Below are 24,419 nucleotides of genomic sequence, written 5' to 3'. Positions count from 1 at the left end.
AAACCCGCGCGTTGGTCAACCTTAGAGGCTGGCGTATCTGTCCCCCAATGTCTGTACGGTATCGCACATAGCGCCAGGGTACTGGCAATAAATTGCCAAAAAGGCTGCACGCTGTGCCGTTGCGCTGCTGTGTCTCTATTTTTTGCGGCTTTGTGCGACAGCGCACGGACGGGCCCACACCGCGCCTCCATGCTTCAGACAGCACCGTTGCACCGCTCGGGAGTTACGGACCCTGCCTTGAAAACTACCGCTGTAGCCGTGATGCACCCCCCGAATGCAGGCGCGCCTGCAAGCCAGGACATCAGTGAAAGACCTGCCCATGCAGCCCAACGAATCGGAAAAACAAGCCGCAGAGCGGGCACAGTTCGTCGCCACCGCCGCAGTGGCCCGCTGGGAAACGATCGTCGAGGTTCTGACCCCGATCCTGGGGCACCGGGGGGTGGCCGCGCTGTACCGCCGCACCCTGAACGTGGCCGGCAGCGCGCATCCTTGCCTGATCGAGGCCCACGAAAGTGACGAGCCCGTGGGCTTCAAGCGCCTGCGGCGCGTGCTCGCACAGCAGGACCCGGATGCAGCGGCGGCCGCCACCGATGCATCGCTGCAAACCTTCCGTGAGCTGCTGGACAGCCTGATTGGAAGCGCCCTCTCCCAGCGGCTGCTTGGCTCCGCATGGTCCCCCATCTTCAGCGGCTCGCCCGCGCAGGACTCCCAGACATGAAGAGCAAAATGACGATCAGGCAACTGGCCACCGGGGTGCCCGGACTGGACGAGGTGCTGGGCGGCGGCCTCTCGGAGTTCTCCTTCAACCTGATCGCCGGCCAGCCAGGGTCGGGCAAGACCACGCTGGCGCACCAGATGATGTTTGCGCTGGCAACGCCCGAGCGCCCTGCCCTGTACTTCACGGTGCTGGGCGAGCCGCCGCTGAAGATGCTGCGCTACCAGCAGCAGTTCGGGTTCTTCGACAGCGAGAAGGTGAACCACGCCATCCGGTTCATCAACCTCTCCGACGCCACCGTGGAAGGCGACCTGGACACCGTGCTGTGGCGCATCACCGAGGAGGTACAAAAGCAAAACCCGGCGCTGGTCTTTGTCGACTCGTTCCGCTCCGTGGTACTGGCTAATCAGGTGCTGGGAAAGTCACAGTCCGAGCTCCAGCTCTTCGTTCACCAGTTGGGCATGCTGATGACGAGCTGGCAGGCCACGACCTTCCTGATCGGCGAGTATTTCAACGAAACGGACGCCAATCCAGTGTGTACCGTGGCCGACGGGTTGTTCTGGCTGCGCCAGAGCGTGCTGCGCAACTCCATGGTGCGAAAGCTGGAGATAGTGAAGATGCGCGGTCAGTCCACGCTGCCGGGCCTGCACACCTTTCGCATCGACCAGGGGGGCATCCGCGTCTTTGCGCCCGCAGGGCAGGAACTTCAGACGTCCGATGCGCCTACGGTGCAGGCGACCCACGACAACCGCCTGTCCATCGGGGTACACGAGCTCGATGCCATGCTGGGCGGGGGCCTGCCGCGGGGCTATTCGGTGCTGGTGGCCGGGCCCTCCGGCTCGGGCAAGAGCATCCTGGCGGCCGCCTTCCTGGCCGAAGGCGCCCGGCAGGGTGAAACCGGTGTGATCGGGGCCTTCGAGCAGCAGCCCAGCGGCTCGCGCAACCCGGTAATCGCAGCGCTCATCGCACAAGGCAAGGTCGGCATCGTGGACAGCCGCGCGCCCGACCTGTCCATCGAAGAGATCGTACACCTGCTCGTTGCCGAAATAGAGCGCCTGAAAGCGACCCGCGTGGTGATCGATTCGCTCTCGGGGTTCGAGCTGGCGCTGGCCCCCACGTTCAGGGACGACTTTCGCGAATCGCTGTCGCGCATGGTCACCGCACTGGCCCGCAAGGGGGTCACGGTGCTCATGACGTCGGAGCTGGAAGACCGCTACACCGACTTGCGCTTCAGCCCCTACGGCACGGCCTTTCTGACCGATGCCATCATCGTGCAGCGCTACATCGAGATCGACAGCCGGCTGCGCCGCATGATCGCGGTCGTGAAGATTCGCGCCAGCGCGCACTCCGACGCAATGCACCTGTTCCGCATCGACGACGATGGTCTGCACATCGAAGACCGCATGGCGGGCTACGAGGGCTTGCTGGGCCCACGCCCCACACGCCAATCGGCCCCGCGCGCGGCCGCCACGCAGGGAGCCCGCTGATGCCGCAGCCAGACACTGATCAGAGCGCGCAGGACCTGCAGGCTGCGCCGGTGGTCCATGCCATGGCACTGGTGGCCACGGACCTGCGCATCGCCTCGCAGGAGCTGAACGAACTGGTGCTGCAGATCGACAACGCGCGCGGCCTGCTGTCCGACCTGCACACCGAGCTGGAAGACGCCAAGGCGCTGGTCGATCCAGGCCCCAACCAGCACCTGGTGGAGGCCAACGCGCACCTGGTCATCAGCGCCCTGCAAAGCCAGGCCGATGCAGAGCAGGTCACGCAGGAGCTGACCGCGCTGACGCGCTCGGCGGAGCTCGACGGGCTCACGCAGCTGCCCAACCGCGCACTGCTGAACGACCGCTTCGTACAGGCCATCGCGCACGCCAAGCGGCACCACACCCGCCTGGGTCTGCTGTTCATCGACCTGGACAAGTTCAAGTCCATCAACGACACCCTGGGCCATGCTGCGGGAGACACGGTACTGCAACAGACCGCCCGCTGCATGGAAGCCTCGATCCGGGACGTGGACACCGTGAGCCGCTATGGCGGGGACGAGTTCGTGATCCTGCTGACGGACATCGCCGACGTGTCGGACGTCAACCTGGTGTCCGACAAGGTGGCCGCCGCCATTGCCATGCCGATGACGCTGGGAGACGAGCAGCTCGTCATTTCTGCCAGCATCGGCGTGTGCGTCTACCCGGAGGATGGTCTGGAGCTGGAGGACCTGATGGTCCGTGCAGACGCAGCCATGTACCGGGCGAAGAAAACCAAGGAAGAAGAATCTCCGCCTCCACCCTGAATCAAGGCCCGTCGAAGGCAGGGGCGATGCGCGAGGCAGCGGATGGGTGCTGGCCTCCTGGCCTCCCAAAGCACGAGCTGCCGCCCTGTCCATCCACACCGTGCCTGATCTGGAGTTTTCCATGCACCGCTTCCTGTCCAACAACCGCGACGAACTGATCGCACGGTGCAAGCGCAAGGTGGCCGAGCGGCCCCGGCGCCAGGCCACCGACCAGCAACTGGCCCATGGGGTGCCCATGTTCCTGGACCAGCTCACCCGCACGCTCGCAGCGGAGAACGATGACGATGCCGCGACGAGCACAGCCATCTCGGGCCCGTCGGGCGGCGACGCGCTGGCACTGTCCGAAATCGGCGTGAGCGCCACCGCGCACGGCAAGGAGCTGCTGCTGCTGGGTTACACCGTCGACCAGGTGGTTCACGACTACGGCGACCTGTGCCAGGCCATCACCGACCTGGCGTTCGAGCGGGATGCGCCCTTTGCCGTGGTGGAGTTCCGCACCTTGAACCGGTGCCTGGACAACGCCATCGCCGACGCGGTGACGGAGTTCAGCGTTCAGCGCGATGCGCAGTTGTCCGTGCAACAGCTCGCTGGCGAAAAGCAACGCCTCGGATTTCTGGTGCACGAGCTGCGCAATGCCCTGGGAACGGCCACCCTGGCGGTGCGGGCGCTGGAACTGGGCCAGATGGCCATCAGCGGCGCTACTGGCGCAGTGCTCAAGCGCAGCCTGTCCACACTCGGGCTGCTGATCAGCAGGGCCACGGCCGAAGTGCGCGGCGAGGGCTCGGACCAGCGCCAAACGTTTTCCGTTGCCGCCTTCATCTCCGACGTCGAACTGGCTGCGCGCCTGGACGTGGGCCTCCAGGGCGCTGTGCTGCAAGTCAATGCGGTGGACCCTGCTCTGGCCGTCGAAGCCAACCGCGACCTGCTGCATGCCGCGCTGGCCAACCTGCTGCAGAACGCCTTCAAGTACACGCACGAAAACACAGTGGTGACGTTGACCACCCATGCCTTCGGGGACCAGGTCCTCATGGACGTCGAGGACCACTGCGGCGGCCTGCCTGCGGGGGGTGCCGCCAGGATGTTCATCCCGTTCCGGCAGAACGATGACAGCCGCGCCGGACTGGGACTGGGGCTGTCCATTGCCCGCCAAAGCATCGAAGCCGACCACGGCACCCTGACCGTGCGCGATGTTCCGGGCTCAGGCTGCGTCTTCACGATTTCGCTGCCACGGCACGCCCTGCCGTAGGCACGGCAGGGCGCAGCCACCCTTGCGTCCGCCAGCGCACAGACGGCATCCGCCCCCCTGGCTATGTTGCGAGACGGACCCGCACCGGACCATGACATGAATACCATAGCCCACCTGTCCCGCACCCAGCGTGCAACCCTGGCCCATCTTCTGCAAGCGCGCCGCACCGAGATGCAGGTGCTGCAGGCCTTGCACCGGCAGGGTCTGTCGCGGGTGGACCCGGCCCACCAGGCCCTCGCGCACGATGCGGACGACGCACCGCAACGGGCGGACCACCGCACGGTCGAAGGCGTGCTGTCTGCCATGCACAGCAAGGAGTTCAATGCGGTGGTCAGTGCCTTGCAACGCATCCATGACAGGGAGTACGGCCTGTGCATCGACTGCATGGCAGCCATCCCGTTCCAGCGGCTGTGCCTTGAACCCCAGGCACCGCGCTGCGTGGCCTGCGAAAGCCGCCACGAGCGCAGCCAAAGGATGCTGGCCCACCCGATTGCGGTGACATGAGTCCCTACCCCAAGGCCCGCGGCACCCCATGAAATACAAAGACTATTACGACACTCTGGGAGTACCTCGCGATGCCACGCTCGAGCAGATCAAAAAGGCCTACCGCAAGCTGGCCCGCCAGTACCATCCTGATCTATCAAAAGACGCTGATGCCGAGTCGAAATTCAAGGAGCTGGCAGAAGCCTATGTGACCCTCAAGGATGCCGAAAAGCGCAGTGCCTACGACGACATCGGCAAGCACGCCCCGGGCGACGAGTTTCCGCCACCGCCCGCTTGGGAACGCCATGCTGGCAGCAACGGCCCCACATTCGCGGACATGGACCTGGCCGACCTGCTGGCGGCCATGGGGCACAGGCGGGCGGGTCGCCAGGGTGATCGTGCCCCGGTGCCTGGCCGGGATTTCGACACCACAGTGCAGATCAGCCTGGAGCAGGCGCACCAGGGAACCCGGCTCACCCTGGAGCTGGACGACGGCGGCACCGGGCGTGCGCTGGAAGTGACCATTCCAGCGGGCGTGCGCGATGGCCAGAAGCTGCGCCTGCGTGGGCAAGGTGGCCAAGGGCACCAGGGCGGCCCGAGCGGGGACATCTACCTGCACATTGCGCTGGCGCCGCACGCGCTGTTCCAGGTGCAACAGCATGACCTGTACTTCAACCTGGCACTCAGCCCCTGGGAGGCGGCCCTGGGGGCGCAGGTGGAGATACCCACCCTGGGCAACCCCATGCTGCTGACGGTACCCGCGGGCACCCGCCACGCCCGCAAGCTCAGGGTGCGCGGGCAAGGCCTGGCCAATGGCCAGGGCGGGCGCGGAGACTTCTACGCCGTGGTGCATCTGGAGATCCCGAAGGCGCTTTCTGCCCGTGAGCAGGAGCTGTTTCGCGAACTGGCGAGTGCATCGCATTTCAACCCACGTGAAGCAACGACCCTGGAGCATGCCCATGGCCCCACAAGCACATGACTGGCAATGGCTGGACCAGCGCGCAACGGTGAGCCTGTCCGACCTGTCCCGCGCGAGCGGGCTGACCGCGCAAGAGCTGGCAGAACTGGTCGAGTACGGTGCCATTGCGCCAATCGCCTCGGAGCAGGCGGAGCTGCACTTCAGCGCGGAGTGTGTCGTCCCCCTGAGGGCGGCGGTCAAGCTGCGCGTCACCTATGACCTCGATATCTTCACCGTGGTGCTGCTGATGGATGGGCTGCAGCGCATCGAGGTTCTCACCCATCGCGTCAGGACACTGGAAGGCATGGTGCCGCGTCCCAGTGTCCCGAGTTAGAAATTCGTTGAATCAATCTACCGCCAATCCCCGCCATGCGTCGTTGCAAATGCTCGCCATGCTCCCAGCATGGCTGTGCTTTGCGCCTGGCCTGACAGTGATTTCGGCAGATTGCTTTCTTCAACGAACTTCCAACTCGGGACACTGGTGACAGGGCGTCGATGACAGCTCAGGAGGCCGTCGATGCGGCTGTGGGGACATGGCGCCCGTGATGGTGCCCCCGCGCTGCACGCGCAGCAGTGCCCTCTGCGGACAATGGCTTGCGGACTCTCAGCGGGCGAGCTTTCGGAGGTCTGCAAGCAGTGGTGCGCCTGAAATCGTGGCCAGCACGACCACGATCGGCAGCACGGCGATGTAGCCGAACGCCTGGAAGCTGGCCGCACCAATGACGCCGCCCGCAAGGAACAGCGCGAGGACCATGGAGAGAACGGTCAGCCTGTCCTGGTCGGCAAGGACCGGCCCCCCTTGTCTGTGGCCACGGTTCCAGTAGACCAGCCGCCCCAGTTCGATGCCCAGGTCGGTGATCACGCCGGTCATGTGGGTGGTGCGGATCTCGGCCCGCGAGATCTTGGTGATGATCGCGTTCTGCAGCCCCATGATGAAACATAGCAACAGCACCGTGGTCGGCACAAAGAACCCGACCAGTGTGTTGAGGTTGGCCCCGAGCACGCCAAAAACCAGCAGCAGGGAGGCCTCGGCAACGAGGGGCAAGGCAAACTCGCCCTGCAAGCCCCGCCCCCGGGCCCAATGGACAAGCACTGCCGTGGTGCCGGCTCCGGCAACGAAGGCGAGCAGACAGGCCGCGCCCGCGAACGCCAGGACGAAATGACCGAGCACCAGGTCGTCGGCGATGGCCGACACAATGCCTGTCATGTGCGAGGTATAGCGCTGCACCGCCAGGAACCCTCCGGCGTTGATGGCGCCGGCGACAAAGGCCAGCAAGCCACCCAGTTGCCGATTGGTGCGCCGGGTGCGTTCCCGGCCTGTGAGATTGTTCAGGAAAATCCAGGGCATTGTCAGACGGGATGGGTCATGTACCCCATCCACGGCCAATAGGTCAGCGAGAAGAGCACCAGCAAGGCAGCGGCCGCCAGCGTGATGGCGATGCCGGTGCGCACGAAGTCGCGGGCATCAAAGGTACCGGTGCCATAGGCAATCATGTTCTGGGGTGCGTTGACGGGCAGGATGAAGCCAAAGCTCACCACGAACTGCAGCAGCATGGTCATGCCGACCACGTTGATGCCCGGGGTCTGCACCGCCAGGAGCACGCTCATGATAATGGGGATCATGGTGGATGCCAGCGCCGTGGCGCTCGCGAACCCCAGGTGGATCACGATCAGGAACAGCGACAGCAGCATCAGGATGGCGAACGCGCTGGCCTGCTGCAGGCCCAGGTTCTGCACGATGAGGTGGGCCAGCCACCCGGCGGCCTGGGTCTTGAGCAGGGCCGTGCCGATGCTGATGCCGACCGCGAACAGCACCACCGTGCCCCAGGGAAAGCCGCGCTGGGACTCTTTCCAGTCCATGACGCCCAGGCGCGGCAGCAGCATCAGGGCAATCGCCGCAATGGTGGTGGACGAGGTGTCGAAGTCGTGCAGCACCTTCTCGGTCGCCCAGAAGCCCAGCAGCACCAGCACGATGGCCAGCAGCTTCCACTCTCTAGCGCTCGTCTTGCCGATCAGGTCGAGCTGCCGCCGTATCGTGGCCTGGCCGCCCGCGATCTCCTTCATCTCGGGCTTCATCATGCGCGTCATGATGAAATAGACAGCAATGCTCAGCAGTGCGGAGAACGGGGCTCCGGCCATGAACCATTCGAGCCAGGTGATGCTGGCCTGCAATTGCTTTTCGATGAAGCCGATGGCCACCATGTTCTGCGCGGCGGCGGTCTTGATGCCCACGTTCCACACGCTGGCGGTCTGCGCGGCGGTGATGACCAGCAGGCCGGCGAAGCGGCTGCGCTTGTCCACCTGGAAGGCCAGGATGAAGCCCATCATGATGGGCACCAGGCACGCCACGCGCGCGGTTGTGCTGGGCACGATGAACGACAGCAGAAAGCCCACCCCCATGGCGCCGATGACGATGTGGTTGGTGCGCGCATCGACGCGGGACAGCACCAGCAGCGCGATGCGCCGGTCGAGGCCGGTGGCCGTCATGGCCGCCGCGATGAAGCAGGCGGCCGCCACCAGCGCCACGGCACTGTTCGAAAAGCCCGAGAGGGTCAGGCCCAGCGCCGCGCCCGTCCCCATGGCTGCGCCGGCAGGTCGGGCCGCATCGGGCACGGCGGCCAGCAGGAAGATCATCAGGGCGCCGATGACCACGGCGCTCACCGCGTAGTCCAGCGCCTCGGTCATCCAGACGATGACGGCAAACGCCAGGATCGCCAGCATGGCCTGGCCGGCCGGCGGCAGGCCCTGCGCCGCAGGCATCCACAACACGGCAAGGAGCGCGGCCACGGCCAGAAACAGCCCGGCCGTCCGCACCAGGTGCCGGCCCGGAGCGGGAGGTTCGGGTGGCACGGGCAGCCCGGGCGCGAGGTCAGGGAGGGTGGGCGCGGCGGGTTTCATGCTCGTTTCCTTGTGAGCAGCTTGCGCAGTTCGCTGAACCACAGCACCGCGCTGCCCATCGCGGCACACACCAGCCACTGGTCTGGCGACAACGGCGCGGTGCCAAAGGCCAGGTTCAAGACCTGCAGGTGCACCACCCCCACCTGCAGCAGGGCGGACAGCGCCACCGCCCCCCACAGCCAGGGGTTGGTGGCCAGGTTGGCGAACGCGCTCGCGGTCTCGGAGCGGGCGTTGAAGCAGTTGAACAGGTGGGCGAAGACCAGCACGGTGAAGCCTGCGGTGCGGGCATTGGCCAGGTCGCGCTCGCCCTCGATCAGGCCGCCCGGCAGGTACATGTCCATGGTGAGCAGGGTGGCCAGGGCCACCACCACACCGATCTGCACCACGCCCCACCACATGGCGGCGTCGATCACCCGCTCGCCCGGGTGGCGGGGCTTGCGCGCCATGGCGTCGTCGCTGGTGGGGTCCATGCCCATCGCCAGCGCGGGCCAGGAGTCGGTGATCAGGTTCAGCCACAGGATCTGCGTGGCCAGCAGCGGCAGCACCAGCGCGCCGCCGGGCACGGTCAGGCCGATGACGCCGGCCCCCACCACGCCCAGGAACACGGTCAGCACCTCGCCCATGTTGGACGACAGCAGGTAGCGCAGGAACTTGCGGATGTTGTCGAAGATGCCGCGCCCCTCGCGCACCGCTTCGATGATGGTGGCGAAGTTGTCGTCGGCCAGCACCATGCGGGCCGCGCCCTTGGCCACCTCGGTGCCGGTCACGCCCATGGCCACGCCGATGTCGGCGGCCTTGAGCGCGGGGGCATCGTTCACGCCGTCACCCGTCATCGCGACGATGTGGCCGTCGGCCTGCAGGGCGGCCACGATGCGCAGCTTGTGCGCGGGCGCCACGCGGGCGAAGACCGAGGTGTGGCGCACCGCCTGGGCAAAGCCCGCAACGTCCAGCGCATCGAGCTCGGCCCCGGTGAGCGCCGGGGCGCCGGGCGGCACCAGCCCCAGGTCGGCCGCGATGCGTGCCGCCGTGCGCGGGTGGTCGCCGGTGATCATGATGACGCGGATGCCGGCCCGGCGTGCCTCGCGGATCGCCACCGCCGCCTCTTCGCGCGGGGGGTCGATGATGCCCGCCGTGCCCACGAAGATGAGGCCGCGCTCCAGCGCATCCACCTCTTGCAGGTCCTCGTGCGCGCCCAGGGGGCGGTAGGCCACCGCCAGCGTGCGCAGGGCATCGCCGGACAGGGTGTCCACATCGGCCAGGATCTTCGCGCGCAAGGTGGCGTCGAGTGCGACCACGTCCATCCCCACCCGGGCGTGGCTGCACAGGCCCAGCAGCACGTCGGGCGCGCCCTTGCAGACGAGCACCCGCTCGCCGCCATGCTCCAGGTCCCGCTCGATGGTGGACATGCGCTTGCGCTCGGAGGTGAAGGGGTGCTCCGCAATGCGCTCGAACCGCTGCTTGCGCCGCGCGGTGACGCCCAGTTTGTGCTCGGCCACCAGGAACGCGGCCTCGGTGGGGTCGCCGTGGACCTGCCACGCGCCGTTGTCGGCCTGCTGCAGCGATGCGTTGCCCGCCAGGCTGCCGCCGCCGAGCAGCACCACCTGTTCGGCATGCAGCGGGCCCGGCTGCAAGCGCGTGCCGGCCCATTGCACCTCCCCTTCGGGCGCATAGCCCACGCCCGTGACGTCCGTGGTACCGGAGGCGGTCACGATGCGCACCACCGTCATTTCCGAGCGCGTGAGCGTGCCGGTCTTGTCGGTGCAGATGACCGAGGTGGCGCCCAGCGTCTCCACCGACGACAGGTTCTTGATGATGGCGTGGTGCGCGGCCATGCGCTGCACCCCCAGGGCCAGCACCACCGAGAGGATGGCCGGCAGCCCCTCGGGCACGGCCGCGACCGCCAGGGCCACGCCCAGCAGCAGCACGCCGACGACCTCGGCCATGCTGTCGGGCCGGGAGATGAGCAAGATGGTGCCCACCACCACGGCGGCGACGGCCAGCACGGCCACGCCCAGCATGCGCCCGATGTGGACGATTTCCTTTTCGAGCGGCGTGGGCTGCTCCACCGTGGCGGCCAGCATGCCGGCAATCGAGCCCATCTGCGTGGCCATGCCGGTGGCGACGACCAGTGCGCTGCCGCTGCCCTGGGCAACAAAGGTGCCCTTGAACACCATGTTCAGCTGGTCGCCCAGGGCAGCGGGGCCGGGCAAGGGCGCGGGGTCCTTGAGCACGGCCTCGCTCTCGCCCGTGAGCGAGCTTTCCTGCATGCGCAGGGCGGCCGCGCGCACCAGGCGCGCATCGGCGGGCGTGGCATCGCCCTCGGCCAGCACCAGCAGGTCGCCCTTGACCAAACCCGCGCTTGGCACCCGCTGCACCTGGCCGCCGCGCACCACCGAGGCGGTGGGCGCGCTCATGCGCGCCAGCGCTGCCACGGCGTCGTGCGCCTTGGCTTCCTGCACATGGCCCAGCACCCCGTTGAGCAGGACGATGGCCGTGACGACGATGGCATCCACCGGCCAGCCGTGCAGGCCCTCGAACACCCATGCCAGCAGCGACACCACAATCGCGCCCAGCAGCAGGTAAATGAGGGGGTCCTGGAACTGCGACAACAGGCGGCGCCAGGCGGCGGTGCGCGGGGTGGCCTGGAGTGCGTTGGGGCCGTCCCGGGCAAGGCGCGTCGCTGCTTCCTGCACGGAAAGCCCGCGCTGCAGATCGGTACCCAGTATCTTGGCCAGGTCGTCGGCCTTCTGGGTCGTAAAGTCCGGCGGTGGCGGCACTGTCATGCGAACAGCGCCGGAACGCCCCGGCGGGGCGCCGGATCGACCGGCGGGGCATAGCCCACGCGCGCCCACATCTGCACCGTTTGCGCCGGCCCTGGCGCGCCGAGCAGGCGCCTGATGCGGGCATGGGGGGCGGCCTGTTCGGGGTATTCCTGCAGGGCCTGCTGCAGGGGCTGCATCGCCAGCCCCTGTGCGGTGGCAGCGAGTTGCACCCGCACATAGGCGCGCCCGGCGCCAATCTGCGTGCGGCGGTCATTGCCCTCGGTCACCATCCACAGGAAGGCAGGCGTGGAGGCCAGCTTCTTGCCGAAGTCCTCGATCTGGCTGGTGGTGGCGTAGTCATCGGGGGCCGAGGCCTTGCTGCGGTCAAACAGCCCGAAACGATTGAGCCACACGACCTTGGGGTCCAGCAGGTAGAGGCCGTCGCGGTGCTTTTCGATTTCGGCAGCCCCTACCCGCAGCACCTGGTAGGTTTCGAGCACCACGCGCGGCGTGACCATCTCGATGCGCCATGCCTGCGCCGCGATGTCGCGGTGTTGGGCCATCAGCCCGGCCTGGTCCATGCCGACGAAGCCCAACCGCGATGGATGGGGGGCGACGGCGTCGGCCATGGCCTGCCATGCGGCGGCCGGCACCGGGCGCTGGATGTCATACAGCTGGCGGTTGGTGCGGCGCTGCAGGACATGGGCGAACAGCGGGTCTTTCTGCACCGCCGGGTCCGGCAGGAGCCGCACGCGCGCCACGGGGCGCTGGTCCACCTGCCCTGGCGCGAACTCGCCTTCGGGAAACAGTGTGATATCAGCGCGCAGCCCGCGCTCGCGCGCCGCCATGTCGAGCAGCTCCAAAAATGTGCCGTGGCTCATCATGGTCTGGCGCGAGAAAGGATCGGAGGCAGGCAGCAGGCGATGCAGGTCGCAGCGCAGCAGCATCTCGCCGGGCGTGCCGAGGTCCACGCGCCACGACTGCAGGTTGTGGGAGTGCGGCGCAAGGATGGCGTAGCCCAGGATCCACCGGCGGACATCGGCCTCCTGCCCGGGGCCCTGCCATGGCGCGATCGCGGCCGGGGGCATGGGCTGGCTGCAGCCCGCCGAAGCAGCCGCTGCGGCCATGAGGGCCGCGCCACCGGTCACCCTGGCGAATTGGCGTCGATGCATGGCAAGTTCCTTGTTGGGCCCGCTGGCCAAGACGCCGTCACCTGGCGATCCATTGCACGGCGGGGTCGGCAGAGTCTTTGGCAGGTCATGAAGGGGCGCTGGCATGCAAGTCCATGCGGGCCTGTGGATCGCTCATGCCTCAATGATCACTTTCAGCGCCTTGGTCTCTGCGGCCCGGCCAAACGTGTCGTAGGCCTGCAGGATGTCCGCGAGCTGGAAGCGGTGGGTGATGAGCTGCTTGGCATCGATGCGCCGGGAATGCACGGTCTTGAGCAGCATGGGCATCGACACGGTATCGACCAGCCGCGTGGTGATGGTGATGTTGTGCGACCACAGCCGCTCCAGGTGCAGGTCGGCCTTGACGCCGTGCACGCCCACGTTGGCGATGGTGCCGCCCGCCGCCACGATGTCCTCGCACATCGTGAAGGTGGCCGGGATGCCGACCGCCTCGATGGCCGTGTCCACACCACGCCCGCCGGTCAGCGCCATCACCTGCTGGGCGGCGGTGCCATCGGCGCTGTTGACCGTGGCCGTGGCGCCGAAGCGCTTGCCCACGGCCAGGCGGTTGTCGTCCAGGTCGACCATGATGATCTCCGAGGGCGAGTACAGCTGCGCCGTGAGCAGGGCCGCCAGCCCGATGGGGCCGGCGCCGACGATGGCCACCGTGGAGCCGGGCTGCACCTTGCCATTGAGCACGCCGCACTCGAAGCCGGTGGGCAGGATGTCGCTGAGCATGACCAGCGCCTCTTCGTCCGCGCCGTCGGGGATGGGGTAGAGGCTGGTGTCGGCATGCGGGATGCGCACGAACCCGGCCTGGGTGCCGTCGATGCGGTGGCCCAGCACCCAGCCACCGGTGCTGCAGTGCGAGTACATGCCCTTGCGGCAGCTCTCGCAGCGCCCGCAGGCGCTGATGCAGGAGATGAGCACCCGGTCGCCGGGCTTGAAGGTGGTGACGCCCGGGCCCACCGAGTCGATGACGCCCACGCCTTCGTGGCCCAGGGTGGTGCCGGGCTGGCAGGTGGGCACGTCGCCCTTGAGGATGTGCAGGTCGGTGCCGCAGATGGTGGTGCGGGTGATGCGCACGACGGCATCGGTGGCGTCCTGGATGGTGGGCTTGGGGCGTTCTTCCAGCTTTTTCTGGCCGGGGCCGTGGTACACGAGGGCGAGCATGGTGAGGGGTCCTTTGGGTGGTCGGGGTGCCAATCCACTGTCTGCGCCATCCAGGTGGCTGTCAGTGCGCTGGCGCACACATTCCCTCGGGGCCGTGCTTTATTCGGCCGGCTTTTGATCCTGGTCAAGCGTGCCGCACATGGCCATTGCGCAGGCCATTGCAACCAAAGCCCGCTAGGATGGGCCCTTTGCAGACACCGCCCGGGCAAGTGCCCTCCTCCCACTCCCCACCTGCTGCCCCCCCATGCGCCCCACCCCTGCCGACACGCCCCCGCCCCTGGACACGCTGATGGTGGCCACCTGCAATGTGCTCAACCTGGCCAATCCCGGGCGCCTGTTCTACCCCAACCAGGACGCCTACACCGAGGCCGAGTACGGGCGCAAGGTGGCATGGCTGGGCGACCGGTTTCGCACGCTCAACGCCGACGTGCTGGCCGTGCAGGAGGTGTGGGACGAGGCGGCGCTGAAGGCGGCCATCGCGCACAGCGGGCTGCGCTACGATTTTGTGGCGGTGCCCGGCGCCGAGAACGATGCCACGCGCCATGGTGCCGAGGGCACGCCGCGCGTGGGCATTGCCACGCGGCTCAAGGTGGAGGCGCTGCAGTCGTTCGCGAACTTTCCACCGGCCTTCCAGGTCGATGTGCCGGGGCTGGGCCTGCACACGCGCTTTGAGCGCCCGCCCCTGGTGGCCACGCTGCGCATGAAGCATGGGCAGCGGGTGAACGTGCTCACGGCGCACCTCAAATCCAAGCGCCCCAAGTTTCTGCAGGACGCGCAAGGCCGTGCGCTGGAGGACAAGGACGACCGCAAGGTGGGCGCCCTGGCCTCGCTGCGCTCGCTGGTGATGCGCGGCGCCGAGGCTATGGCCCTGCGCTGCCTGGTGATCGACCTGCTGCAGCGCACCAGCGTGCCGCTGGTGGTGATGGGCGATTTCAACGACACGCCCGACAGCGTGACCACGCAGCTGATCTGCGCCACCACCGAGATCGCCTACGACCGCTCGGCCCGCGATGTGGCGCTGTTCAACGCCTACGACCTGCAGGGCGATATGGCGCTCAAGAAGGACGTGGCCTTCTCCCACATCCACCAGGGCTCGCCTTCGGTGCTGGACCAGATCCTGGTGAGCGAGGAGTTCCTTGCGCGCGGGCGCAACAGCCTGGGCGACGTGCGCCGGGTGGACTACTTCAACGACCACCTGCACGAGGGCCGCGACCGCACGCGCTCGGACCACGGCTTCGTGCGCGCGCTGCTGCGGCTGCAGATGGAACCGCAGCGTGCGCAGCCTGAGCCCGCAGCCCCGCCAATGGGCTGAAAACCCACCCGCCACCAGCGGCGCGGCATCACCCATTTGCCTGCCTACACCGGCGCATGCCGGTGCTAAAGTCCTCCGAGAAAAAATGAGGAACAGACAGATGCGTTGGAACACCATCGCCATGGCCTGCCTGGGCCTTGCGGCCCTGTCCGCAGGCGCGCAGGTACACCGCTGCAAGCAGCCGGACGGAAAGATGGTCTACAGCGACCAGCCCTGCACCCGCAGCCAGACGGGCGGGGTGATCCTGCCCGACCCCAGCGTACGGGAAGTCGCCTGGGAGCAGGCGCGCAACAGAGCCCGGGGTGCGGGCACCGCCAACTCCGCCCCGTGCCGCACGGCCAGGGAAGAGCTGGCCCAGCTCGTCGGCCTGCGCACCCTGGCGCCCGAAGAAAAGCGCATCCGCGTGCAGGCCCAGGAGACGCGGGTGGCTGCCGCCTGCGGCACCGAGCCGGCGGGCGCGAACCTGCCGCCCGTGGCCGGCAAGCCGCCTGCCGGGGCGGCAAGCGCGCCCGTGGTCCTGGTCTATTGCGATGCCGGCGTCTGCCACGACAACAAGGGCGGCATACACATGAAGAGCGGCCCCGACTTCGTGGATACCGCCACCGGCAAGAAATGCGCGCGCGTGGGCGCCCAGACCCTCTGCCCCTGATCTGCCGCTGATCTGCCCCTGAGAATCCCTTCGCCGCCAGGGGCATCGCGCCGCGCCGGCCGCGCCAGCGCAGGCGTTGCAACACGGCGTGCCGGCTGACACAAGTGGTAACGAGGGGCCCAGTAAGATGCCGGACCAAGCCCCGGATTGCGTGCGGGCGACGAGACCTATATGACCATGCCCAGAGCCCATACCTTCCCCCAGCACCCCGACGCCCCGGCAGCCAGCCGCTGGCCCGTCCGCACGACGGCTGCCGCCCTGGTGGCCGTGCTGCTGGCGGCCTGCAGCAGCACGCCGCTACCGCCCTGGAATGCGCCGGGTGCCGCCGCGCCGCGCCCCGGCGCCCCGGCCCCGGTGCCCCGCGCACAGCCGGGCCGGGTGGTGCCGGCACCGCTGGGTGCGGCCCAACAGGCGCCCGCACCACAGCCGGCAGCCACGGGGGTCATCACCGCCCCGCTGCCGCCCACGGCACCCATCGTGGGCCGCAACGAACCCCTGGCCACCCCGCCCTATGGCCCGGCGGTGATGGCCCGCTTCCCGGAACCCACGGTGCGCTACAGCACGCCGGGCCTGGCGCCCGACCGCCGCGCCTTCACCACCAATGCCGAGATGGAGCAGTGGCTGCAGTCCGTGGCCGCGGGCGCAGCCGGCGGCCCTTCGCGCGCCAGCGTGCTGCGCATGGGCACCTCGCAGCGCGGCGAGCCCCTGCTGGGCCTGCTGCTCACCCGCTCGCAGGGGGACGACCCGGCCAGCCTGGACGCCGGCAAGCGCCCGACGGTGGTGCTGATCGGCCAGCAGCACGGCAACGAACCCGCCGGCGCCGAGGCCCTGCTGGTGATTGCCCGCGAACTGGGCCAGGGCCTGCTGGAGCCCCTGCTCGAGCGCATCAACGTGATCGTGGTGCCGCGTGCCAACCCCGACGGCGCGCAGGCCGACACGCGTGCCACGGCCAACGGCATCGACATGAACCGCGACCACCTGCTGCTCAAGACGCCCGAGGCCCAGGCCATCGCGCGCCTGGTGCGCGACTACCGCCCCATCCTGGTGGTGGACGCGCACGAGTACACGGTGGCCGGCCGCTACAAGGAGAAGTTCAACGCCGTGCAGCGCTACGACGCGCTGCTGCAGTACACCACCACGGCCAACTACCCCGAGTTCCTGACCAAGGCCTCGCAGGAGTGGTACCACCAGCCCATGCAGGCCGCGCTCAAGGCCCAGAACCTGTCGAGCGAGTGGTACTACACCAATGCCATGGGCGCGGACGACCGCACCCTGTCGATGGGCGGCGTGCAGCCCGACACGGGCCGCAACGTACACGGTCTCAAGAACACCGTGAGCCTGTTGATCGAGACGCGCGGCGTGGGCATCGGCGCACTGCACATGCAGCGCCGCGTACACACCCAGGTCACGGCCATCGCCAGCGCACTGCGCTCCACGGCCGAGCGCGCCGCCAACCTGGAGCAGGTGCGCGCCTTCGTGGTGCGCGACATCTCGGCCAAGGCCTGCCGCGACAACGTGGTGGTCGAAGCCGGCCCCACGCCCACGCAGCGCGAGGTGGTCTTCATCGACCCCGAGACCGGCATGGACCGCCCCGTGCGCGTGGACTGGAACTCATCGCTGAACCTGCGCACCCTCAAATCCCGCGCACGCCCTTGCGGCTACTGGGTGTCGCAGCAGGCCGCCCCGGTGGTCGAGCGCTTGAAGCTACTGGGCCTGCAGGTGCTGCGCATCGGCGAAGGCGGCTCGCTGCTGGCCGACACCTACCGCGAGACCGCACGCGAATCGTCCGAGCGCCGCGACGTGCTGGGCACCATCAGCGACAGCGCCGACATCATCCGCGTGCAGGTGGCCCCCGTGCGCGCTGCCATCGACGTGCCCGCCGGCAGCTACTACGTGCCCCTGAACCAGCCCCTGGCCCACCTGGCCGTGGCCGCGCTGGAGCCCGACACGCAGAACAGCTACTTTGCCAACCGGCTGGTGGAAGACCTGTCGCAGACGGCGCGCATCATGTCCACGCCGTCGCTGGTGTTTGAAGAGACGGATTGAGCCACACGCTACACCGGTAGATCGCATGCCAGACAGCACCTTGACCAGCCACTTCTGGGTGGGCCAGGCTTCGCAGGAACAGGTGGACGGCTACTTCGCCGAGGCCTCTGGCGGCGAAGATCAGGGCGACCACTCCCCCATTTCCGCCTTCGCACGCGATCAGGGAGCGACCTAGGGCGTGTCATCCATCATTTCGCCCCCGCGCTGGCCCCGGCATGCGGATGGATGCGCGAAGCGCGGCGCAGCCAATAGCGGGCTATTGGCAAGCCGTGCGACAAAGCAGACGCCGCATGCCGAGGCCAGCCCGAAGGGAAAGCCTGCAGCGCGGCACATTGCGGCGTTGCCCTTCGCTTGTGTAGCCGTGCTACACGGCACTCAGGGCGCCTTGCACTGCACCGCGCTGCAGGCTTTCGCGGGGGTGAAATGATGGAGGACACGCCCTAGTACGACCATGACTTTCTGGAGTACGGCTGGGACGGGGAGGCGAGCACCACCGATCAACTGGTCGATGGCTGTTCGTACAGCGACCAATGGGCTGGCGAGCTGGCTCGCCGGGTCGCGGCACAAGGCATTGCCGGTGCCAACTTCTTCGTCTTCATCCGCCAGGACCAGATCGAGCAGCCGCGATCGGTGCAGGGTGAAGGGATGTGGCTGAAGTACCTGGGCACCATTACATACCGCACTTGAACCTGTGCAATCCGTGGTGTCGGGGCAGAATGGCGCCCATGGGCTCTGACAACACCACCCTCACCCACCCGCAACCGCTCTACCGCGGCAGTTGCCTGTGCGGCGCCATCCACTACGAGGCCCGCGCCGAGATCAAGGCCGCCTCGCACTGCCACTGCGTCATGTGCCGCAAGGCGCACGGTGCGGCCTTCGGGTCCTATGGGAATGTGCCGGTGGGCAGCTTTTCCTTCACGCGTGGCGCCGATCGGGTGAAGCACCGCGCGTCATCGCCGGGCGTCACGCGCAGCTTCTGCCCGGAATGCGGCTCGCCGCTGACCTGGCACAGCGAGCACGGCGATGCGGCGGCGTGGATCGCGTTCTCGCTGGGCACGCTGGATACGCCGTTCGTGCCGGCGAAGGCGCTGCGCAAAATTCACCAGGATGCGATACCCGCCTGGTGTGCGGCTGGCGAGGCGACCCGGGGCTGAGCGGCTGCGGCAGACAGGCAAACACCCCATGAATCATCAAATCAGGCGCGCCACCGCCACCGATGCACCGGAGGTGGGCTTGCTGACCCGCGCCGCTTATGCCAAGTGGGTGCCAGTGATCGGGCGGGAGCCCTTGCCGATGAAAGCGGATTACGCCGCAGCGGTCAGGGACCACTGGATCGATCTGCTCGAAGTGGAAGGTGCGCTCGCAGGCCTGATCGAGACGGTCCCCGAGCCGCAATGGCTGCTGATCGAGAACCTGGCGGTCGCGCCCGCCTTCCAGGGCCGTGGGTGTGCGCGCATCCTTCTCGCGCAGGCCGAACAGACGGCAAAGACGCTACAGCTCGCTGGACTCAGGCTCTTCACCAACAAGCAGTTTGCATCGAACGTGGATATGTACCTGCACCACGGTTTTGTCGTGGACCGCGAGGAGCCCTTCATGGGAGGGTTCACGGTGTACATGAGCAAGCCGTTCGCGGCCTGATGAGTCTGGTCAGCGCCTGGGACGTCGGCGCTGCGCGGGCGCTGCGAGCACGCTCGTTTCTGCGGCGGGCCCCTCGCCCTCCCCCACCAGCTCCTGTGCCACCTGTGCGACCAACGCACGCAGCCAGCGGTGGGCCGGGTCGTCGCGGTAGCGCACGTGCCAGCCCATGTGCAGCGGAAAGGTGCCCAGGTCCACAGGCGCCGGCAGCACCTTGAGCCGCACATCGTGCGCCAGGCGGCGGCAGATCAGCTGTGGCAGCGTGGTGCAGTAGTCGGTCATGGCCACCATCTCCGGTAGGGCCAGGAAATGCGTGACCGAGACGGCCACATCGCGCTGCAGGCCCTGGCGCTCCAGCGCCTGGAACAGGCCGGCGCGCAGCCGGCCCGGCGGCAGCACGTTGACGTGGCGCAGCTGCTCGTAGCGCTTTTTCGTCAATTGGTTGCCGACGACCTGCGGATGGTCGGCCCGCACCACGCAGGCCAGGCCGTCGTCGCCCAGGTGCTGCACGACCAGGTTGTCCGGCGCGTCCACAATGCGGCCCAGCACCAGGGCCGTGGTGCCGGATACCACCCCGGTCTCGGCCAGGTCGGTGCCGAACGGCACCAGGCGCAGGCGGATGCCGGGGGCCTGCGCGCGCAGCCGCGCGACGATGGCCGGCATGAGCGCGAACTCCATGTAGCTGTTGGCGGCAATGGTCACCAGTTGGTCGGCGCTGGCGGGGTCGAAGGCCTGCTGGCCCAGCACGATGCCATCGAGCACGCCCAGGGCCTGCGCGATCTGCGGCGCCAGGGCCTGGGCCCGTGCGGTGGGCTGCATGCCGTAGCGCTCGCGCACGAACAGCGGGTCCTGCAGCAGCGTGCGCAGCCGCGTGAGCGCGTTGGACAGCGCGGGCTGCGTGGTGCCAAGCCGCTCGGCAGCACGGGTCACGCTGCGCTCCTCCATCAGGGTCAGGAAGACGGGGAGCAGGTTGAGGTCGTAGCGCATAGATATGCATTTAACCGTATATCTGGAATCCAGCAAATAAATTGGATGAATTTGTCAGTGGCGCGCATCCTTCGTCCTGTGCAAGCCCTTACCCATCCACTTTCGCCATTGCAAGGAACCACCATGTCCACCACCGCTACCGCTACCGAGCCCCTGTTCACCCCCACCCGCCTGGGCGCCATCGCGGTGAAGAACCGCGTCGCCATGGCCCCGCTGACGCGTTCGCGCGCCGGCATGGACGGCGTGCCCTCGGCCCTGGCCGCGCGCTACTACGCCGAGCGCGCATCCGCCGGCCTGCTGATCGCCGAGGCCACCAACATCTCGCGCCAGGCCCGTGGGTATGCCTTCACGCCCGGCATCTACACCGATGCCCAGGTCACGGGCTGGAAGCAGGTGACCAACGCCGTGCATGCGGCCGGTGGCCGCATCGTGCTGCAGCTGTGGCATGTGGGCCGCATGTCGCACACCAGCCTGCAGGAGAACGGCGTTGCGCCCGTGGCGCCCTCGGCACTGCAGGCAGGCGGCAACGTGTTCACCGAAGCCGGCTTCGAGGCGCCCAGCATGCCGCGCGCGCTGACACTGCCCGAGATCGCCGCCATCGTCGAGGATTACCGCCAGGCCGCGCTGCGCGCACTGGCCGCGGGCTTCGACGGGGTGGAGGTGCATGCCGCCAACGGCTACCTGCTGGAGCAGTTCCTGCGCGACAGCACCAACCGGCGCGAGGACCGCTACGGTGGCTCCATCGAGAACCGCGCGCGCCTGACGCTGGAGGTGACCGAGGCCGTGGCCGGCGTCTGGGGTGCGGACCGCGTGGGCCTGCGCCTGTCGCCGCTGTCCACCGCCATTGGCGATACCCCCCTGGACAGCACGCCCATGGAAACCCATGCCTGGCTGGCGCAGCGCCTGGGCGCCATGGGCCTGGCCTACCTGCACGTGGTGGAAGGCCAGATGCATGCCGAAGACGGCACCAGCCGCTTCGACAACCAGGCACTGCGCACGGCCTTCGGCGGCGGCGCCTACATCGCCAACAACGGCTACGACCGCCAGCGCGCCATCGACGCCACCGCCTCGGGACACGCCGACATGGTGGCCTTCGGCCGCGACTTCATCGGCAACCCGGACCTTGCCCACAGGTTGCAGCACCGCCTGCCGCTGTTCAACGCACCGACATCAGGCTATTTTGGCGGTGGGGCCGAGGGCTACACCGAGTTCACGGCTGCACAAGCGGCCTGAAACCCACCGCGACCAACCATTCAACGGAGAACACCATGACCGTGCTCAAGAACCTTCTTCCCGGCCCACTGGGCTTTGGTACTGCCCCACTGGGCAATATGTTCCGCGCCATCCCCGAGGCCGAGGCGCGCGCCACGGTGGACGCCGCCTGGAACGATGGCATCCGCTACTTCGACAACGCACCCTTCTACGGCGCGGGCCTGGCCGAGATCCGCATGGGCGAGGCCCTGGCGGACCGGCCGCGCAGCGAGTACGTCGTCAGCACCAAGGTCGGCCGCCTGGTTTTGGACGAGATCGAGGACGTGTCCGCCCGCGACCTGGGCGAAAAGGGCGATGTGTTCCGGTACGGCCGCCCGAACCGTATCGTCAATGACTACTCGGAGGACGCCACGCTGCGCTCCATCGAAGACAGCCTCAAACGCCTGAAGACCGACCACATCGACATCGCCTGGGTGCACGACGTGGCGCAGGACTTCTACGGCGACGAATGGCTGGGCGTGTTCGAGACCGCGCGCAAGGGCGCCTTCAAGGCCCTGGACCGCCTGCGCGACGAGGGCGTGATCAAGGCCTGGGGTTTGGGCGTGAACCGGGTCGAACCCATCGAACTGCTGCTGGACCTGCAGGGCCCGCGGCCGGACGGCTTTTTGCTGGCGGGCCGCTACACGCTGCTGGACCACGGGGGTGCGCTGCAACGGGTGATGCCCAAGGTGGCCGAGCGCGGCCTCTCCATCGTCGTGGGCGGCCCGTACAGCTCGGGCGCGCTGGTCGGGGGGCCGAACTTCGAGTACGCGCCGGCCACGCCCGCCATCCTGGCCAAGGTCGCCGCCATCAAGGCCATTGCGGACCGGCATGGCGTGACGATGAAGGCCGCGGGCCTGCAATTCGCGCTGGCCCACCCGGCCGTGGCGGCGGTGATCCCGGGCGCCAGCCGGCCCGAACGCCTGGCCGAGGACCGCGCCGCGCTGCAGCTGGCCGTGCCGGGGGACTTCTGGCGCGAACTGCGGGCTGCGGGGCTGGTGCATCCGGAGGCGCCGCTGCCGCTGGTCGGCTGAGCCCGGCCCATGCATGCAGGCGGCTCGCGGCCGGGCGGGTCCTCGGGCCACGGGCAACCGCAAAACGCAGCCGCGTTTCACGGGAGCCGCGCCGGGGATTCTGCTAACCTTTGCGCTCAGGGTCCTTTTCCCCAAATCGGCCCCTGTCGCACTGGAAACTCCACGGCCGGCGCGTCGACCAGACTGCGCCTTGCATGCAATGGCACCCCAGGGAGCCCTCTTCCGTTCCAACCCGCCCATGAAAACGACGACCACCGCCCTCGTAATCGCCTGCCTGGCACTGGCCTCCTGCAGATCCGCCCCAACCACGTCCTTTGGGTCCTACACGTTTCCGGAAAATGGCGTGACCTCGACTGAGGAAATCGGCGAGCCCCTGCTCACCCAGGCCACCGGGCTGAGCCGTCCGGCCATCGTCATCCCCACGGACCAGAAGGTGGGCGACTTCGTGGTGCATGCAGGCAAGTACACGGCCACCAGCCAGACCCGGGAGTACATCCGTTTCAGCCGCGTGAACTTCCACAACGCGACGACGCAGCACCCCCACAACGGCAACCTGCACGTGTACTCCAGGCACAACGGCACGCGCACCGTCTGCCTGTCGCGCAGCGTCTGCGGCGACATCGACTATTCCATCGACCGGGCCACCCAGTTCAGCCCCAACCATTTCCAGCAGACGCTCATCTACAGCGGAAAGATCGGCAACCGCATCACCATCGGGTACCGCGAATCCAGCGGCAACCTGGCGCGCCCGGCTTTCAGCAACGACGTGACCTACGATCTGTCTGAATCCCGGATCGTGGGCTACAAGGGCGCGCGGCTGGAAGTCATCGATGCGACCAACACCGAGATCACCTACAAGGTGCTCAACGGATTCAAGTAGGCCGCCCAGGCGCCAGGAACGGCAGCCGCCGCATGGTCTTGCCGCACCGCCCTGCACGCCTTGCGCAAGGCTGCTACGCTGCCGCTACCATCCATAACCGATGAAGCGCGCCCCATGATCGACCTGCACTACTGGCCCACGCCCAACGGCTGGAAAATCTCCATCATGCTCGAGGAGTGCGGCCTGCCCTACCGCACCCTGCCGGTGAACATCGGCCAGGGCGAGCAGTTCAAGCCCGACTTCCTGGCCATCAGCCCCAACAACCGCATGCCGGCCATCGTGGACCACGCGCCGCCGGGCGGCGGCGCGCCGGTGTCGGTGTTCGAGAGCGGTGCCATCCTGATGTACCTGGCCGAGAAGACCGGCAAATTCTGGTCCACCGAGCTGCGCCAGCGCTACGCGCAGATGCAGTGGCTGATGTGGCAGATGGGCGGCCTGGGCCCCATGTCGGGCCAGAACGGGCACTTCAAGAACTACGCGCCCGAGAAGGTGCCCTATGCCATCGACCGCTATGGCAAGGAAGTGAACCGCCTCTATGGCGTGCTCGACGGCCAGCTCGCGCGCACCGGCGCCTATGTGGCCGGCGACGAGTATTCGATTGCCGACATGGCCAGCCTGCCCTGGATCCGCTCGCATGTGGCCTACGAGATCCCGCTGGAGAATTTTCCCCACCTCAAGCGCTGGCACGACACCCTCATGGAGCGCCCCGCCGTGCAGCGCGGCCTGGACCTGCTCAAGGACCTGCGCAAGCCGATGACGGATGAGCAGAAGAAGGTGCTGTTCAACCAGACGGCGGAGAGCATCCGCGACAGCGCCAAGCAGGCGGCGCAATAAGTGGACCCGGTGACAGGTCGGTAGCGCACTCGCGTAGCAGCGCCGTTTGATGCGGATTGGGGGCTTCGCAGGAAGCCTCTGGATCGCTTAGAGTCAACCA

The 24,419-nt window shown here is 67.9% G+C and carries 23 protein-coding genes; 17 read left to right on the top strand and 6 right to left on the bottom strand.

Going from position 1 to position 24,419, the window contains the following annotated elements:
• Positions 1–319 precede the first annotated feature (319 nt).
• The 7 genes from AC0IZS_RS23300 (at position 320) to AC0IZS_RS23270 (ending at position 6,023) form a co-directional block, all read left to right on the top strand.
• On the top strand, positions 320–718 hold the full coding sequence (locus AC0IZS_RS23300; RefSeq protein ID WP_471637826.1) for a hypothetical protein: 399 nt from the start codon (positions 320–322) through the stop codon (positions 716–718).
• Between the two features lie 8 nt (positions 719–726).
• Complete coding sequence (locus AC0IZS_RS23295) at positions 727–2,202, top strand: ATPase domain-containing protein (protein WP_471637825.1); 1,476 nt, start codon at positions 727–729, stop codon at positions 2,200–2,202.
• A complete protein-coding gene (locus AC0IZS_RS23290) occupies positions 2,202–3,002 on the top strand; it encodes a diguanylate cyclase domain-containing protein (protein WP_471637824.1) in 801 nt (266 codons plus the stop codon). The genes AC0IZS_RS23295 and AC0IZS_RS23290 overlap by 1 nt, the downstream gene beginning before the upstream one ends.
• Before the next feature lie 121 nt (positions 3,003–3,123).
• Positions 3,124–4,248 (top strand): sensor histidine kinase, encoded by a 1,125-nt coding sequence (locus AC0IZS_RS23285; protein ID WP_471637823.1) that lies wholly within the window; start codon positions 3,124–3,126, stop codon positions 4,246–4,248.
• A gap of 96 nt (positions 4,249–4,344) precedes the next feature.
• The gene (locus AC0IZS_RS23280; RefSeq protein ID WP_471637822.1) at positions 4,345–4,752 is read left to right on the top strand and encodes a TraR/DksA family transcriptional regulator; all 408 of its coding nucleotides are present in this window, start codon (positions 4,345–4,347) and stop codon (positions 4,750–4,752) included.
• A gap of 28 nt (positions 4,753–4,780) precedes the next feature.
• Positions 4,781–5,710: a DnaJ C-terminal domain-containing protein gene (locus tag AC0IZS_RS23275; protein ID WP_471637821.1), complete on the top strand. Its 930-nt coding sequence runs from the start codon at positions 4,781–4,783 to the stop codon at positions 5,708–5,710.
• Entirely contained in the window at positions 5,691–6,023 is a 333-nt protein-coding gene (locus AC0IZS_RS23270; RefSeq protein WP_471637820.1) for a chaperone modulator CbpM, read from the top strand. Before AC0IZS_RS23275 ends, AC0IZS_RS23270 begins: the two co-directional genes overlap by 20 nt.
• A 270-nt stretch (positions 6,024–6,293) precedes the next feature.
• On the opposite strand, the gene AC0IZS_RS23265 is transcribed toward AC0IZS_RS23270, so the two are convergent.
• The 5 genes from AC0IZS_RS23265 to AC0IZS_RS23245 form a co-directional block, all read right to left on the bottom strand.
• Positions 6,294–7,037 carry a YoaK family protein gene (locus tag AC0IZS_RS23265; RefSeq protein WP_471637819.1) on the bottom strand — a complete coding sequence of 248 codons (744 nt, stop codon included), beginning with the start codon at positions 7,035–7,037 and terminating at the stop codon, positions 6,294–6,296.
• A 2-nt stretch (positions 7,038–7,039) separates the two neighbouring features.
• Entirely contained in the window at positions 7,040–8,587 is a 1,548-nt protein-coding gene (locus AC0IZS_RS23260) for an SLC13 family permease (RefSeq protein ID WP_471637818.1), read from the bottom strand.
• Positions 8,584–11,370 (bottom strand): cation-translocating P-type ATPase, encoded by a 2,787-nt coding sequence (locus AC0IZS_RS23255; protein ID WP_471637817.1) that lies wholly within the window; start codon positions 11,368–11,370, stop codon positions 8,584–8,586. The genes AC0IZS_RS23260 and AC0IZS_RS23255 overlap by 4 nt, the downstream gene beginning before the upstream one ends.
• Positions 11,367–12,521, bottom strand: coding sequence for an Acg family FMN-binding oxidoreductase (locus tag AC0IZS_RS23250; RefSeq protein WP_471637816.1), 1,155 nt, complete (start codon positions 12,519–12,521; stop codon positions 11,367–11,369). The genes AC0IZS_RS23255 and AC0IZS_RS23250 overlap by 4 nt, the downstream gene beginning before the upstream one ends.
• A gap of 132 nt (positions 12,522–12,653) precedes the next feature.
• Positions 12,654–13,691, bottom strand: a complete 1,038-nt coding sequence (locus AC0IZS_RS23245) for a zinc-dependent alcohol dehydrogenase family protein (RefSeq protein WP_471637815.1) — start codon at positions 13,689–13,691, stop codon at positions 12,654–12,656.
• A gap of 244 nt (positions 13,692–13,935) precedes the next feature.
• On the opposite strand from AC0IZS_RS23245, the gene AC0IZS_RS23240 reads away from it, so the two are divergent.
• The 6 genes from AC0IZS_RS23240 to AC0IZS_RS23215 all read left to right on the top strand — a co-directional run bounded on the left by AC0IZS_RS23240 (position 13,936) and on the right by AC0IZS_RS23215 (position 19,336).
• Complete coding sequence (locus AC0IZS_RS23240) at positions 13,936–15,003, top strand: endonuclease/exonuclease/phosphatase family protein (protein WP_471637814.1); 1,068 nt, start codon at positions 13,936–13,938, stop codon at positions 15,001–15,003.
• Between the two features lie 100 nt (positions 15,004–15,103).
• Entirely contained in the window at positions 15,104–15,652 is a 549-nt protein-coding gene (locus AC0IZS_RS23235; protein WP_471637813.1) for a DUF4124 domain-containing protein, read from the top strand.
• 171 nt (positions 15,653–15,823) lie between these two features.
• The gene (locus tag AC0IZS_RS23230; RefSeq protein ID WP_471637812.1) at positions 15,824–17,698 is read left to right on the top strand and encodes a M14 family metallopeptidase; all 1,875 of its coding nucleotides are present in this window, start codon (positions 15,824–15,826) and stop codon (positions 17,696–17,698) included.
• 25 nt (positions 17,699–17,723) lie between these two features.
• Entirely contained in the window at positions 17,724–17,873 is a 150-nt protein-coding gene (locus tag AC0IZS_RS23225) for a hypothetical protein (protein ID WP_471637811.1), read from the top strand.
• A 550-nt stretch (positions 17,874–18,423) separates the two neighbouring features.
• Entirely contained in the window at positions 18,424–18,852 is a 429-nt protein-coding gene (locus AC0IZS_RS23220) for a GFA family protein (protein WP_471637810.1), read from the top strand.
• Positions 18,853–18,880: 28 nt separating this feature from the next.
• Entirely contained in the window at positions 18,881–19,336 is a 456-nt protein-coding gene (locus AC0IZS_RS23215) for a GNAT family N-acetyltransferase (protein ID WP_471637809.1), read from the top strand.
• A gap of 9 nt (positions 19,337–19,345) precedes the next feature.
• Here the strand turns inward: AC0IZS_RS23215 and AC0IZS_RS23210 are convergent, their stop codons facing one another.
• Positions 19,346–20,320, bottom strand: coding sequence for a LysR family transcriptional regulator (locus AC0IZS_RS23210; RefSeq protein ID WP_471637808.1), 975 nt, complete (start codon positions 20,318–20,320; stop codon positions 19,346–19,348).
• A gap of 123 nt (positions 20,321–20,443) precedes the next feature.
• On the opposite strand from AC0IZS_RS23210, the gene AC0IZS_RS23205 reads away from it, so the two are divergent.
• The 4 genes from AC0IZS_RS23205 to AC0IZS_RS23190 all read left to right on the top strand — a co-directional run bounded on the left by AC0IZS_RS23205 (position 20,444) and on the right by AC0IZS_RS23190 (position 24,319).
• Positions 20,444–21,553: an alkene reductase gene (locus AC0IZS_RS23205; protein WP_471637807.1), complete on the top strand. Its 1,110-nt coding sequence runs from the start codon at positions 20,444–20,446 to the stop codon at positions 21,551–21,553.
• 35 nt (positions 21,554–21,588) lie between these two features.
• A complete protein-coding gene (locus AC0IZS_RS23200) occupies positions 21,589–22,605 on the top strand; it encodes an aldo/keto reductase (protein ID WP_471637806.1) in 1,017 nt (338 codons plus the stop codon).
• Between the two features lie 343 nt (positions 22,606–22,948).
• Complete coding sequence (locus AC0IZS_RS23195) at positions 22,949–23,485, top strand: hypothetical protein (protein ID WP_471637805.1); 537 nt, start codon at positions 22,949–22,951, stop codon at positions 23,483–23,485.
• A 114-nt stretch (positions 23,486–23,599) separates the two neighbouring features.
• Positions 23,600–24,319: a glutathione binding-like protein gene (locus tag AC0IZS_RS23190; RefSeq protein ID WP_471637804.1), complete on the top strand. Its 720-nt coding sequence runs from the start codon at positions 23,600–23,602 to the stop codon at positions 24,317–24,319.
• Positions 24,320–24,419: the final 100 nt, after the last annotated feature.

Source organism: Acidovorax sp. AC410, assembly GCF_979253235.1.
Note: the sequence above shows the minus strand (reverse complement) of the source record. Positions and strands in the feature narration are given on the sequence as shown.